Source organism: Botryobacter ruber, from assembly GCF_003347595.2.
Classification (GTDB): domain Bacteria; phylum Bacteroidota; class Bacteroidia; order Cytophagales; family Hymenobacteraceae; genus Pontibacter; species Pontibacter ruber_A.
The window spans coordinates 49785-63965 of the sequence record NZ_QCZK02000015.1; the positions used below are offsets into that span (position 1 = coordinate 49785).

General features: G+C 46.4%; 12 protein-coding genes. 9 read left to right on the forward strand and 3 right to left on the reverse strand.

Going from position 1 to position 14181, the window contains the following annotated elements:
* Positions 1-133 precede the first annotated feature (133 nt).
* Positions 134-1333 (reverse strand): phosphoglycerate kinase, encoded by a 1200-nt coding sequence (locus tag DCW36_RS02760; RefSeq protein WP_114779323.1) that lies wholly within the window; start codon positions 1331-1333, stop codon positions 134-136.
* Between the two features lie 496 nt (positions 1334-1829).
* Between DCW36_RS02760 and DCW36_RS02765 the strand changes: the two genes are divergently transcribed.
* From DCW36_RS02765 to DCW36_RS02800, 8 genes are all read left to right on the forward strand, one after another.
* On the forward strand, positions 1830-2930 hold the full coding sequence (locus DCW36_RS02765) for a COX15/CtaA family protein (protein ID WP_114779325.1): 1101 nt from the start codon (positions 1830-1832) through the stop codon (positions 2928-2930).
* 51 nt (positions 2931-2981) lie between these two features.
* A complete protein-coding gene (locus DCW36_RS02770) occupies positions 2982-3308 on the forward strand; it encodes a hypothetical protein (RefSeq protein ID WP_114779327.1) in 327 nt (108 codons plus the stop codon).
* Positions 3309-4408: 1100 nt separating this feature from the next.
* The gene (locus tag DCW36_RS02775) at positions 4409-5851 is read left to right on the forward strand and encodes a polysaccharide lyase (RefSeq protein ID WP_125185183.1); all 1443 of its coding nucleotides are present in this window, start codon (positions 4409-4411) and stop codon (positions 5849-5851) included.
* A 699-nt stretch (positions 5852-6550) separates the two neighbouring features.
* Positions 6551-7690, forward strand: coding sequence for a PAS domain-containing sensor histidine kinase (locus DCW36_RS02780; RefSeq protein ID WP_114779331.1), 1140 nt, complete (start codon positions 6551-6553; stop codon positions 7688-7690).
* A 748-nt stretch (positions 7691-8438) separates the two neighbouring features.
* Positions 8439-8777: a P-II family nitrogen regulator gene (locus DCW36_RS02785; protein WP_114779333.1), complete on the forward strand. Its 339-nt coding sequence runs from the start codon at positions 8439-8441 to the stop codon at positions 8775-8777.
* A gap of 70 nt (positions 8778-8847) precedes the next feature.
* On the forward strand, positions 8848-10149 hold the full coding sequence (locus DCW36_RS02790) for an ammonium transporter (RefSeq protein WP_114779335.1): 1302 nt from the start codon (positions 8848-8850) through the stop codon (positions 10147-10149).
* A 248-nt stretch (positions 10150-10397) separates the two neighbouring features.
* Entirely contained in the window at positions 10398-11528 is a 1131-nt protein-coding gene (locus tag DCW36_RS02795; RefSeq protein WP_114779337.1) for a porin, read from the forward strand.
* A 180-nt stretch (positions 11529-11708) separates the two neighbouring features.
* Entirely contained in the window at positions 11709-12275 is a 567-nt protein-coding gene (locus DCW36_RS02800) for a transposase (protein WP_114779340.1), read from the forward strand.
* A 45-nt stretch (positions 12276-12320) separates the two neighbouring features.
* Here DCW36_RS02800 and DCW36_RS02805 read toward each other — a convergent pair whose 3' ends face one another.
* Positions 12321-13232 carry a DUF58 domain-containing protein gene (locus DCW36_RS02805; RefSeq protein WP_114779342.1) on the reverse strand — a complete coding sequence of 304 codons (912 nt, stop codon included), beginning with the start codon at positions 13230-13232 and terminating at the stop codon, positions 12321-12323.
* Between the two features lie 16 nt (positions 13233-13248).
* Positions 13249-13653, reverse strand: a complete 405-nt coding sequence (locus DCW36_RS02810; protein ID WP_114779344.1) for a septal ring lytic transglycosylase RlpA family protein — start codon at positions 13651-13653, stop codon at positions 13249-13251.
* 132 nt (positions 13654-13785) lie between these two features.
* Between DCW36_RS02810 and DCW36_RS02815 the strand changes: the two genes are divergently transcribed.
* Entirely contained in the window at positions 13786-14115 is a 330-nt protein-coding gene (locus DCW36_RS02815) for a DUF3276 family protein (protein ID WP_114779346.1), read from the forward strand.
* The last annotated feature ends 66 nt before the right edge of the window (positions 14116-14181 follow it).

Here is a 14181-nt window from a genome sequence, read left to right on the forward strand (position 1 = left end):
GATGATGAACGGACTGCGAGCAATTACAGGACCTGCAGCCAGTACAGCACTATTTTGTTCGCAGATATTAGTCATCCCCCTACCCCCTTCAAAGGGGGACAATAAACTTTCTGCGTAACATCCGATCGAAATCTTAGTAGTCGTCGCGTTCGATGGCGGCTACACCAGGCAGTGTTTTGCCTTCCATAAATTCCAGCAGAGCACCACCACCAGTAGACACATACGATACCTGATCGCCGTAACCCAACTGGTTTACAGCAGCAGCAGAGTCGCCGCCGCCAATCAGGGAGTAGGCGCCTGCGTTGGTTGCTTGTACCACTGCTTCAGCTACAGCTTCGGTTCCTACAGCAAAGTTCGACATTTCGAACACGCCCATCGGACCGTTCCACAGGATGGTTTTGGAGTTGCGAATGATATCGGAATAAGTTTCGCGGGCATTCGGGCCAATGTCTAAGCCCATCCAGTTATCCGGGATGTGGTGGCTGAGGCAGGTGTCTACGTTGGCATCGTTGCTGAAGCCGTCTGCAATTACGGAATCAACAGGGATCAGCATTTTCACACCTTTTTCCTTGGCCAGCGCAATCAGTCTCAGCGCCAGGTCCAGCTTATCGTTTTCTACCAGCGAAGAACCAATCTGGCCGCCGTCGGCTTTCACGAAGGTGTAGGACATGCCGCCGCCAATAATCAGGTAATCCACCCTGTCCAGCAAACGCTCGATGATCAGGATTTTATCGGAGATTTTAGCGCCCCCCATAATGGCAGTAAACGGACGCTCAGCCTTATCGAGCACACGACGGGCATTGTCGAGTTCTGCCTGCATCACGTAGCCGGTAACTTTATCGTTCGGGAAGTAGCGGGCCACCACAGCGGTAGAAGCATGTTCGCGGTGGGCTGTACCAAAGGCATCGTTTACGTACACATCGCCCAGCCTGGACAGTTTTTCGGCAAAAGCAGGATCGCCTTTTTCTTCTTCTTTATAGAAACGCAGGTTTTCGAGCAACAGTATTTCGCCCGGCTTCAGGTTCTGCGCCATTTGCACAGCCTCTTCACCCACACAATCCGGGGCAAACTTCACGGTAGTTCCAAATTCATCAGACAAGCGGCTAACCAGGTGCTGCAGCGAATATTTTTTCTCGGGTCCGCTTTTTGGCCGCCCCAGGTGCGACATCAGGATCACAGAACCGCCATCTGCCAGAATTTTCTTTATAGTTGGTACTGCCGCACGAATGCGGGTATCATCTGTAATGCGGTAGTCAGCGTCCAGCGGAACGTTAAAGTCTACGCGCACTAATGCCCTTTTACCGGCAAAGTTGTACTTGTCTACTGTTCTCATGAAGTTTAAAGTTTTGTGTTACTTGTAGCGTTTTCGTGAATTAACAAATTTAGTTGCCCCACGCAACCACATTGTGAGCCAACAAATATAGTGAAATGAAGATGAAAGACTAAGAAGTAGAAAGATGAGATTTATCAGTTCTATGTAAAAAGCTGTCAAAAATTAACACCAGCGCAGAACACCCCCTGATTCTTGTTGAAATGCCCCTGTTTTTTAGACCTTCGTGGCAAAAGTTAAGAGCCGCGGGAATGGTGGCCGGGACAGCAGAACAATTTACAGCAGTCTCCGCACCTGTCAGCATGCCTCATCCCTAAAATTTCCCAAAAAACCTTTTCTGCTCCTGTCACCACACCCACTGCTCCTATCCAGGCGAAGAACCAGCAGCAAACCCTGTCACCGGAAGCAGCTTTGCAATGACGATCATCACCCGGTAAACTTAGATGCATCATAGGGAGCACCGTCAAGTTTCAGGAGCTTTACCTGTTTTTCGGGATTTATGAAAAAGGCACCTTATAATAAAGCGATCGTATACTGGCTCCTGAGCGGTGCACTCCTGATTACAGGCATGGTGGTGATCGGAGGCATCACCCGCCTCACCCGCTCCGGGCTTTCTATTGTAGAATGGAACGTAATTTCGGGCACACTGCCCCCGCTTTCGCAGGCAGCCTGGCTGGAAGCGTTCGAGAAATACAAGCTGTTCCCGGAATACCAGAAGCTGAATTTTGGGATGACGCTCGATGGCTTCAAAAAGATTTTCTGGTGGGAATACCTGCACCGCTTGCTGGGCCGTATCATCGGGTTTGTGTTTATCCTGCCTTTCCTGCACTTCCTGCTGACCAAACAACTATCGGGCTGGCTGTTCAGGCGGCTTTTATTTATCCTGTTGCTGGGGCTGTCGCAGGGACTAATGGGCTGGATCATGGTAAAAAGCGGCCTGGTAGATATGCCACACGTAAGCCATTACCGGCTGGCGGCGCATTTCATCCTGGCTTTGCTGCTCATTGGCACCATCGTCTGGACCGTTGCCGACATAACCACTGCCCCGCGCCAGCAAAAGGCAACCACCCCCATATTAACCAGGTTATCCAGGCTGGTGTTAACCCTTATTCTTGTACAAATCGTTTACGGGGCCTTTGTGGCTGGCCTTAAAGCCGGCTTTTCTTATAATACCTATCCGCTTATGGAGGGCGAATTCTTTCCTGCTTACCTGAAAAGTTACTTCACCTGGCAGCACGTGCTGGAAGACGGTGTGGTTGTGCAGTTTATCCACCGCTGGGTTGCAGCGCTGGTGCTGGCAGGGGTTGTGTGGTTCTGGTACAGCAGCCGGAATGCTGCTGTCGGCACAACTACCAAAAACACCATCGTACTACTGCTGGTGACGGCACTAGTGCAGCTGGTACTGGGCATTGCGACGCTGCTGCTGGCCGTTCCGGTAACGCTGGGCGTACTGCACCAGCTGGTGGCCGTGGCAATGTTTGTGCTGGCATTACTGGCGGTGCACCAGCTCCAGCCCTTGCACAGCAGAGCCGGGAATTCAGGCAGAGGCAATTATCAGCGTGTAGCTACAAGAGGCCTGCACCCTAAACCAACGGTTTAAACAGCCAGCGGAAAGCCTCGTTTTCTCACCAGCTTTTTCTAACTTCGCCTTATGGAACTACAAGGCAAGTGGACAAAAGACGAGGAAGGGTTTATGGCATTTGACCCGCCGGAACTACAACGTTATTACGAAGCCATTACAGACCGCTACCACCAGGTGTACAACCGTTACCTGGAGCTGCTTGAGGATGACGAAGCTTATTACAAAGCGCTGGAGGACGGCTATGAAATGGTTACCGACTACAAAACCATTAACGGCGCAAGTGAATTTGCCACCACCTATACCACTCCCGCCTATGTACTCGACATCTGGTACGAACTGGACCATAACAACAGAAGAGACTATACCAGGGGGCATATTCACATCGCGCGGAAATAAACCCCCAGGCGATACAGCGGCCACCCTTCCGGTTAAGGAGCAGTGGCTATGATGGCAGGTGCAGCAAATAAAATATGCGCCTGCACAAACACACCTCAACAGCAAAGGTAGTGGTAACAGCTGCAGTAATCATCCACTTGCTTCTGCAGCGGACGCTGCAGCCCCTGAAGGCAGCTCACCCCATCCCTCCCCAGCCCACGTCAAGCTCCTGTTAAACAATTGTTAAAAAATTATCCGACTAAAGGACTGAAAATTAGCACCTTTCAATAAAAGTGATTTTATTTACGCACCGAAATATCTCTATATAGCAGGTGTACATTCCTCTGTTTTTTGAATCAGAAGTTTTACACTCCTGCTCCTATGAAACAGCTTATTTCCTGGTAAGGTAGATTTTCCGGAAGGGCAAAAAATACCTGATCCTTTGGCTGCCAGCCAAACCTGGCAGACAGGAAAACTATTGCCCTTTCAAAAAATACAATCGTATAAAACAAATCACATTCCCAACAATCATCTCAAACTAATGTTTTAACTTTAATACCAATCCAACAATACCAGTATTATCCAACAACACCTTAACAACCATTCATTCTGCACCTCAACTTATTTTATAGCACACGAAAGCAAATACTACAATTTTTACTCATAGTATTTTTTGTTATAAATTATTGATTAAACACAATGAAAATATCTATAACTACAAATATTCACCCAATTATATATTACATAATAGTCCAAATTTCACCCATTTTTTATAACTATTTATTTAGGTTACGTGATTTTTAAAAGAACTTTTGCCTTTCCTTAAAAATACTTATGCAATTTTAAACCAAGTGAAAAACACTTGTGTTATCTTCGCAACTGACTAATAAACAAAAAGTTAAACACTGACAAAAACCAAGGTTTCTATATTATTTACACTAACAGATGTTAAATCTAAAATAAACCGGCGGGCCTATGATTAGATTATAGAAGCGCCTCAAAACACAAAACTTTATACTCCTGAACTTCATGCAACACTGAAGGTTTTAAATGCCGATTAATTAACACAAAACCTTTTTCACAAAATATTACAACTTTAACTTTTAGCCATTTTTAATAATATGAACTTCAAATTCCGTAATGTTTTAACCCCTTTCCTTTTAGGATTAGCAGTAGTTGCATGTGAGCAGAAAGAAATGGAGCAATTGTCTCCTGAAGCCGCCATCAACGCAGAATCAGTTAACAAGGCAACATCTGCCAACCTTATATATGAAGAGACTGTAGAAGGAAACACCTACTTCCCGCTGTCTGGCACTACCATCAACAAAACCCACTCTATAGAAAACTGCGCCACAGACTGGACCCTATCAACTGTTACCAATCCTGCTTTCCAGGGCTCTAAAGCAACCCGTTTCGAAATCAGGAAAGGTCAGCCGCTTGTTGGAACAGGCGAGAAAATTCGTTCTGAAGTAACTATTATTAAAGGAACCGAAGACTCAAGGTTCACAAAAGATATCTGGTACTCTTTCTCAGTTTATTTCCCTTCTGTTGGTTTCGAGGCTGACGACACAAGAGACTGCCTGAACCAGTGGTATGAAGACGGCAGCGACGAGACTACAATCCGTGCCGAAAAAGACAAAGTTTTCCTGGAAGTTACACCTCCGTCCGGCTCATCTAACCTGATGAAATACGACCTGTTCGGCTCTAATTCAGGCACAAGCTCCAGCGTACTTTCTTCTTTCACCTCTGTTCCTAAAAACCAGTGGAACGAGTTCACTTTCCACTTTATCCACTCAACCGGATCTGACGGCCTGATCGAGGTATACCGTAATGGTGTAAAAATCCACCACATTACCGGACGTAACATGCACCTGAAATACCCGAAATGGAAACTGGGTCTGTACAAGGCTTCTTTCCTGGATGGTTCTTCCAAGCATTCTTCAAGAGTTGTTTACTTTGATAACATCAGGGTAGGTAAAACTGCTGCTAAATTAGCCGACATGACTTCAGGTACAGTAAGCAACACAACTACTACCACAACCAACACAACAACTGATACTAGCACAGGAACAACTACCGGTACAACAACCGGCACCACTACCGGTACAACAACCGGCACTACTACTGGTACTACAACCGGCACTACTACTGGCACAACCACTGGTACTACCACTACAACAACTACAACTACCACAAGCACACAGCAGGTAGTAAGCTTCACGCTGATTGATGCTTCAAAAGACAAAGAAATCATGACGATCAGCAACGGCGCTACCATCAGCCTTAGCAAACTGGGTGTGAGCAAAATCAACATCAAAGCTAACACAAGCTCTACTACTGCAACAGTTGTTAAGTTCGTACTGAGCGGCGCTAAGAGCGAAACCAGACTCGACGACGTGGTTCCTTATGCCCTGTTTGGCGATAACAAAAAAGGCGACTATTACTCCTGGTCTGCCTCTACAGGAAGCTACACCCTTCAGGCCACAACACACGCCGGAACAAAAAGCAACCTGGGAGCTGCCACCAGCCCTACGTACAGCATCAGCTTCACTATTGTGAAATAATTAAAAACACCTAACAGTAAAGCCCGGGTAACCTGTAAGCAAACAAACCTGGCGCTTTATTCAACCTGAGAGGCTGCCCGCATGGGCAGTCTCTCTTTTTTTTACCCTAATGCAATGCCTAAACTCCGCCCTTTATGCTGCAAATTACCCAGGAAAAAACCCACATCACACCATTTGTCAGCTTTATGAAAATTTACACATAGCATTAAATGATTAAAAAATTAAATATTACGTATACATTTAAAGCACAGATAAGCACTAAAAAACCCCACAGCTATGAAACATACACATATTTTACGCGACACCTGATGGCCGGCGCGGACAAAATCAGGAAAAATGCAGGTGCATTTCAAATACAACTATCCAGCTGCTCTGCAGCATTTACCCCCAGCTGTAGCCGGCAGAAGCATACACCGAAGAACACGTAAAACCAGTTATAGTACATATGGATAAAAGCAAAACGCTACCCTGAGTTTCGCTTCCCAAAACTTTGTGAAGGAAAGGTAAATTTACCTGCCTGCTCCTGCACATCACCCCATACCCTGCACTGGTAGCAAGTAATTTTAGCTGGTAACCATAGCAGACAGATTACGCACAGCAGTGTTATTACATTCAGAGCTACATGAAACATAAACAAAACCGACTTTGGTTACCTGGCATAAACACGTGGCCGCATTACAATCTTAACAACTGTCCTTTATGTACCTCAACTATATCTCTTTACAGGAAGCAATCGATCTATTACCCGATACTGTTGTGGTTGTAGATAGCAAGGGAAAAATTATAGCCTCGAACAAACAAATTGATAAACTTTTTGAATATGCACCCGGCGAACTCGTTGGTCAGAACCTGAATATCCTGATACCGGAACGCTTCCGGGAAGCTCACACCCGGCACCTGTACACCTATTTTAAAAACCCGGTATCCCGGAAAATGGGCAAAGGCATGCAGCTGTTCGGCCTCCGCAAAAGCGGCGAGGAATGCGATATAGATGTAGCGCTGGCGCCGGTTATGGTTAAAAACAAGAAATATGTAATAGCAGCCATACGGGATGTAACGGAACTGAAAGAACTTGAACGAAACCTGCTCCAGAAAAACGAACAGCTGCTTGTCATCAACAGCGAACTGGAGCGGCTTGGGTACATCATCGCACACGACCTGAAATCTCCGCTACTGAACATCCATGCCATTATCCGGCTTCTGAAACGGGAACTGACAACAGAACAGCAGCAACATCTTGCTTTGCATATTCAGGCCATTGACCAAACCCTCATATCCATGCTAAACCTCATTACCGGCATTACGGATTACTCTAAAGCTGCAATAACCGAACACAAAGAAGAGCCTGTAGAATTAAACCTGGTATTAAAAGAAGCCTGCAGCCTGATCACGTTCCCTCCCAATGCCTCCGTTGATATTCCCGAGCATCTTCCGGTTATTACCGGCAATAAAACAAAGCTCCTGCAGGTATTCCTGAACCTGATCAGCAATGCTGTTAAGTACAACGACAAAGAAGAAACGAAAATCGCCGTCCGTTGCCTTGAAAAAAAGAACGAAGTATTAATCACCATTTCAGATAACGGGCCAGGCGTGCCGCGCGAGTTGCGCCGCAGCATATTTAACCTGTTCCAGAAAGGAGACATTCAGAAAGAAAATTCACAGGGAATCGGGCTGGCCGTTGTAAAGAAAATTATCGAAGAAAGGGGCGGCAGCATTATAGTAGACGACAGCCCGCTTGGTGGCGCGGATTTCATTTTCAGTTGGCCCCTCGAAGAGGCACAGGAAACGAAGATCAACAAGAACAACACCAGGCAAACCCCGCTGGACCACAACAACTAATCAACCTCCCGACCCAAGAACAACACCACAGTTCACACCCGCTTTCTGCAGCCTTTTAACTTTGAGCGGGACACACTATATATAATAGAGTAAAATTACGCAACAACACACACTCCTTTCGAAGTTACCACTTGCAATTGCTGAATTCTAAAAACCGGTTGAGGCGAGGGTGTGGTGGCTGTGGCTGTGAACCAAACATAACACCAGGCAGCTCTTCTGTTTTGCAGCCACAGCCACCACACCTTCTGCTACAACCTAGCCTTTTCCCTTTTCTTCCACCCGCACCCAACACCTCCCCTACCCCTCAGGAAACAACACGAATCATTTAAACGGCCACAACCCAAAAACCTACCTATATCTAACAACACCCCTTTAATTACACACTAACCCTGCACACTTTTTAATCAATTAACAAAACAGCCCCCTTAAAATAACAGGGGGTAAAATTTTTTTTCAAAAATTTATCGAGCCTTGAAAATTTTTAAACTTATAACCATTTGTTATCAGAAAAACCTCTGCTGAAGCAAAAAAACCGCTTTTCCAGCTAATCTGCCGCTATATCAGGCAAGCACCTTACCCCAATTTCACACCACAACCACGCAAACACCCTCTATTTTAAGGGGGTGTAATGATAAATTAGCAATAATATTTCAGAACACCCCCTTGATTTTCAATGCTTGTTTACTATCTTTAACAAGAATTTAACAACAACCCCATAAAAAACATACCCCATAACGTAAACTTGCTTATGAAAAAGATCGAAGCAATTATCAGAACATCCAAGTTTGAGGAGGTTTATGAAGCGCTAGCCAAAGTAGGCATTGCTTTTATGTCTACCTACGATGTAAAAGGATATGGCCTTGAGCACGGATCTTCCCAGGTCTACAGAGGCACAACCTATAATGTAGGCTTTATCCCCCGCACCAAAATTGAGATTGTTGCCACCGACGAACATGTCGATGACGTGGTTTCCACTATCCTGAAGGTAGCCTCTACCGGAAGTGTCGGCGACGGCAAAATCTTTATCATGAATATCGAAGACGTTATTCGCATCAGAACAGGAGAAGTCGGAGAACTGGCGCTGTAATTCCAACCTGTTTTTCCAATCACCAAAATCATTGAATTAAAGAATTTTTAAATCCTAACTTTTTATCACCATGTCACAAGAACTATTTGTTGTAAACAACACCTGGATGATGGTGTCCATTTTTCTCGTTTTTGCTATGCACCTGGGCTTCGCCACGCTTGAGTCTGGTTTAGCCCGGTCTAAAAACACGGTGAACATCCTGTTCAAGAATAGCATGATTCTTCCACTTGGCTTGATTACGTATGCGTTCTGGGGTTTCTCGATGATGTACCCGGGTGCTGCTTTTGAAGGCGGTTTCTTTGGTTTCTCAGGCTTCGGTATCCCGATGCCCGAAGGTGGCGAAACTTCTGCCTATAACGAAGGCTACACTTTCTGGACAGACTTCCTGTTCCAGGGCATGTTTGCCGCCACTGCTGCTACCATTGTTTCCGGTGCTGTAGCTGAGCGTGTAAAACTGTCGAGCTTCATGATTTTTTCGCTCCTGTTCGTTGGTATCTGCTACCCGATTGTAGGTATGTGGAAGTGGGGAGGCGGCTTCCTGAACGCACTGGAAGTTCCTTTCTATGATTTCGCTGGTTCTACGCTGGTTCACTCGGTAGGTGGCTGGGGCGCCCTGGCAGGTATCCTCCTGATCGGCCCGCGCATCGGCAAATTCGTTGACGGCAAAGTAAAGCCAATCCCTGGCCACAGCTTGCCACTGGCCACTATCGGTGTATTTATCCTTTGGTTAGGCTGGTTCGGTTTTAACGGTGGTTCTGTACTTTCTGCTGATCCGGGCGCTGTTTCAAGAGTACTTGTTATGACCAGCCTTGCTGCCGCTGCCGGTGCAATAGGTGGTTGCTTCCTGGCCCTGATCCTTTTCAAATCAAGCGACTTAACCATGGTACTGAACGGTATACTTGCCGGCCTGGTAGGTATCACAGCAGGTGCTGACCAAATGGGTGTTGTGGACTCAATCGTAATCGGTCTGGTGTCCGGAGCGCTTGTAGTGCTTGGTGTATCGCTGTTCGACAAACTGAAACTGGACGATCCGGTTGGTGCACTTTCTGTTCACCTGATCTGCGGCATCTGGGGTACGTTGGCAGTAGGATTGTTCGGATCGCTTGCCGGTGTTGACCAGTTCATCAGCCAGGCAATTGGTGTAGGCGTAGTAGGTGCTTTCAGCTTTGTGTTCGCTATTGTTGTGTGGTATGTACTGAAAGTAACCATGGGCGTACGTGTAAGCGAAAGAGAAGAAATTGAAGGGCTGGATATGCACGAGCACAAAATGCACGCTTACCCGGACATCAACGCTCCTGGCTACGAAATGAGCCTGCTGGAAAACCAACCGGTAACAACAGACAGCCGCAAGAAAGCAGCTGCCACAGTTTAATAAAAATCACTTACTAGTTAGGATGGCATGGTGAGAAAAAACAAGTGGTAATGTCTGGAACACATTACCACTGTTTTACCACTCCGATAAAGAAACCGCTTTACAAGATATAAAAGCCTTTCGCTTGCCTTCTGATATTCCTTCTTCTCTTACACCCGCTATCAAACTGCCATTTGAGAAGCGAGCTAAAGAAAGAACATTAACAACTTATTTACTAAAGATTTACGAACAATTAAAAGTTAACCAATATGAAAAAACTTTTATCACTCGCAGCCGCAGCATTCTTTATGACTGCAAATATAGCTAATGCGCAGGAAACTACCGCTGCAGAAGAAACAAAAGGAACTTTCGGCTTATCTGGATACATCGATACTTACTATCAGTACAACCTGAACAACCCGGTATCCGGCTTTAACCAGGGCCGCATCTTCGATACCAAACATAATAATTTCTCGCTTGGCCTGGTGCAGACCATGTTCAGCTACGACTATGGCAAAGCACACCTGGTAGCCGACCTGACCTTCGGACCAAATGCCGAACTCGGAAATTTTGGTAACGACGGCACTGCCAAACTTATCAAGCAGGCTTACCTGGCTTACGACCTGACCGACAAGCTTTCGTTTACAGTGGGCCAGTTCGGAACGCACATCGGGTATGAACTGATTGACGCTCCCCTAAACTACAACTACAGCCTGTCTTACCTGTTTGGCAACGGTCCGTTCTACCACACAGGCGCTAAAGTAAACTACAACTTCAGCGACCGCCTGGGCTTTATGCTGGGCGTGGTTAACGGATGGGATGGCCTGCAGGACTTCAACGACAAAAAATCGGTTGCAGCGCAGGTATACGTAAGCCCTTTTTCCGGCCTGGATATGTACATCAACTGGATCGGTGGCGACGAGTACAACACGCTTTCTGCCTTTGGCGACCACAAAGGTTCCTACACCAGCCTCTTCGACCTGACTACCTCCTACCAGGCAGCCGACGCATTTAAAATTGGTGTGAATGCGGCTTTTGGCTCCTTCCTGTCAGGCACAAACGAAGCAATAGCAGGCGATGCCTGGTCAGAAGATGCTACCTGGGGTGGTGCAGCGCTTTACCTGAACTATGCTGCCACCGACAAATTCGGACTGGGCCTGCGCACCGAGTACTTCTCCGACCCAAGCGGCGTACGCTACTTCGGACCACTTGAAGTTTCTGCCACTACACTTACAGCAGACGTTAAATTAGGCGAAAGCAACTTCAACATCAAACCTGAAGTTCGTTTAGATGTAGCTAAAAACGGTTTCTTCGAAGATGCCGCCGGCAACTTCACCAAGAAGACACAAGCTACCGTAGGCGCAGCCTTCATCTACTCTTTCAATGCTTCATGCAAATAAGAAACTGCCCGAAACAAACCACACCATTTGCTTAGTCACCCTTTATTGCAAAAGCCAGCCTCTCCTGAGGGCTGGCTTTTTGCTTTACCACTGGTTTGTTTTTATCCGGATTCGTTTTCGTTCGTAATGTAATGTCTGAACAGGATTTTTTGTCTTGAACAGGATTTTTTTGATTTAAGAATGGAAAAGAAATACAATCCGCAGGTACATCATCGCAGATCAATCCGACTAAGAGGTTATGACTACTCACAAGCTGGCCTCTATTTCATTACAATTTGCACGCACGAACGAGGGTGTCTCTTTGGTGAGATTATCATGCAAGACATGCAGTATGTCATGATTTTAAATGATGCAGGAAAAATTGCGCAGGAGTACTGGCTACAGATACCAAATCATTTTCCAAATACCATTCTACATGAGTATATCATCATGCCAAATCATGTTCATGGCATTATTGAATTGACAACCGTAGGGGTTCAAAATTTTGAACCCCTACACGAAACACGACAAAATCAATTCCAGAAGATAATACCCCGATCGATCGGATCTATTGTACGTGGCTATAAAACCGGTGTAACCAAATGGTTCCGAACCACCAGATCAGAAGACTTTCCATCTCAACGGGCAGTGTGGCAGCGCAACTTCTACGAACATATTATCCGCAACGAAAAGTCACACCAAACCATTTCTGAATATATTATAGACAATCCGGCAGAATGGCCTGATGATAAATTTTATGTAGCATAAGAGAATATGCCGCAGGAAAGTACGTATATCAAATAACTGCCCCCCCTACCGCACCTTCGCCCGCTTCACCAGGTAAGCATACAGCACCTTATCAAACGGCTCGCTGATATCCACCTGCACCAGGTCTATCTTATACTGCCCGCATTTGAGCGCTATTTCCTGCTTGTAATGCTCTACGGCCGCCTGGTAATGCGCTTTTACCTGCGAAGGCTGCAGTTTCAGTTCCTGCCCCGTTTCCACGTCCACAAACACATAGGGGCGTTCGGCGAAATCAAAAATTTCCTCGGTCCGGCGGTCCATTACATGAAAAATGAGCACCTCGTGTTTCTGATGCTTCAGGTGTTGGAGGGCGGCAAATATGGCATCGCTGTTTTCGTGCTGCGTGAGCATATCGCTGAAGATGACCACGAGCGAGCGCTTAGGAATCTGCTGGGCAATCTGGTGAATAACATCGGCCACATTGGTATCTTTGGCGGTTGGCTTTGTTTCCAGTTGCTTTTGCAGCATCAGCAGGAGGGTGTGCAGATGCGAAGCCGTCGAGCGCACGGGCGACTGTATCTCTATTTTATCGGAGAAGGTAACCAGCCCCACCGCATCGCGCTGCTTCCGGAGCAGGGTGGCCAGGGCAGCAGCCGCCAGGGCGCTGAAGGTGATTTTACCGTTGGTTTCGGTGGGGTAATACATGGAGGGCGACACGTCGAGCAGGATGTGGCAGCGCAGGTTGGTCTCCTCTTCAAAGCGTTTGACAAAAAGCTTATCGGTGCGTGAAAAAACTTTCCAGTCGATGTGGCGGGTGCTTTCGCCGCTGTTGTAGAGGCGGTGCTCGGAGAATTCTACCGAGAAGCCGTGGTAAGGCGACTGGTGCAAACCCGTGATAAACCCCGCTACCAGCTGCTTTGCCAGAAACTCCATGTTTTCAAATTTCTGAACATCGGCAAGGGTAATGGGCTTTTTCATAACAGGGGCAATTGGTTTAGGGTGCTGTAGTAGAAACGGTCAGCGGCTCGTCTTGTTGCCCTTCCACCGCATCTTTTACTTCCAGCAGCGACACCGAGCCTACCCCATCGCGCACCATATCAATTTCGCTGGCAGCGGCCCTGGAAAGGTCGATTACAAAGTGGCGGCTGTGTGCTTTACGGTCGTTTATCCGGACAATTACTTTTTTGCCGTTTTTAAGATTGGTGACTTCCACCAGCGTGTTGAAAGGAAGCGTGGCGTGGGCTGCAGTCAGTTTGGCTTTGTCGTAGCGCTCGCCGCTGGTGGTAGCATGCCCCTGCATGCGGTCCGCGTAAAAAGTAGCTTTGCCTTTAGCGGTGTAAGAAGCGCCGGGCGGAAAGACAGAAAGCAGGAGTACTAGTATAAGAGAACATAAATTCATGATATACTATATTTGGTGCTATACAAATATAGCAGAAATCCTTTACAAAAAAATTAAATTCAAAAACTTTTATATATCCCGACAATATGTTACTTTTAGATTCACAAAGTTGAATTTAACGTCTATTAAACGGTGGAAGAGAACAACGAAAAAGCAGAAATTTTTTCACAAAGAGTAAGAGCTGGAAAGAGAACGTATTTCTTTGATGTGAAGTCAACTCGCTCTAATGATTTTTACATTACCATTACAGAGAGTAAAAGAAAGTTCAAGGACGAGTCTTTCTCTTATGAGAAACACAAAATCTTTTTGTACAAAGAAGATTTTGCCAAATTTTTGGATGCGTTACAGGGAACAGTAGATCACGTTAAATCAGAACTGTTAACAGAAGAAGCGCTGGCAGCACTGGAAGCACCTGTGGCCGAAACAGAGCCATCGTTCGACGATGAGCTGAAGTGGGAATAGCTCCTACCCTATCCCTTTAAGTATAAAGCTTGTGGCCTGATTCCATAAGCTTTTTTATTACCCCCG

What these genes read in the sequence shown, in the direction of transcription:
- DCW36_RS02805 (WP_114779342.1), bottom strand. Translation starts at nt 13,232, where the DNA reads ATGAAAAAGCCCATTACCCTTGCCGATGTTCAGAAATTTGAAAACATG.
- DCW36_RS02810 (WP_114779344.1), bottom strand. Translation starts at nt 13,653, where the DNA reads ATGAATTTATGTTCTCTTATACTAGTACTCCTGCTTTCTGTCTTTCCG.
- DCW36_RS02800 (WP_114779340.1), top strand. Translation starts at nt 11,709, where the DNA reads ATGGAAAAGAAATACAATCCGCAGGTACATCATCGCAGATCAATCCGA.
- DCW36_RS02795 (WP_114779337.1), top strand. Translation starts at nt 10,398, where the DNA reads ATGAAAAAACTTTTATCACTCGCAGCCGCAGCATTCTTTATGACTGCA.
- DCW36_RS02785 (WP_114779333.1), top strand. Translation starts at nt 8,439, where the DNA reads ATGAAAAAGATCGAAGCAATTATCAGAACATCCAAGTTTGAGGAGGTT.
- DCW36_RS02775 (WP_125185183.1), top strand. Translation starts at nt 4,409, where the DNA reads ATGAACTTCAAATTCCGTAATGTTTTAACCCCTTTCCTTTTAGGATTA.
- DCW36_RS02790 (WP_114779335.1), top strand. Translation starts at nt 8,848, where the DNA reads ATGTCACAAGAACTATTTGTTGTAAACAACACCTGGATGATGGTGTCC.
- DCW36_RS02765 (WP_114779325.1), top strand. Translation starts at nt 1,830, where the DNA reads ATGAAAAAGGCACCTTATAATAAAGCGATCGTATACTGGCTCCTGAGC.
- DCW36_RS02780 (WP_114779331.1), top strand. Translation starts at nt 6,551, where the DNA reads ATGTACCTCAACTATATCTCTTTACAGGAAGCAATCGATCTATTACCC.
- DCW36_RS02770 (WP_114779327.1), top strand. Translation starts at nt 2,982, where the DNA reads ATGGAACTACAAGGCAAGTGGACAAAAGACGAGGAAGGGTTTATGGCA.
- DCW36_RS02760 (WP_114779323.1), bottom strand. Translation starts at nt 1,333, where the DNA reads ATGAGAACAGTAGACAAGTACAACTTTGCCGGTAAAAGGGCATTAGTG.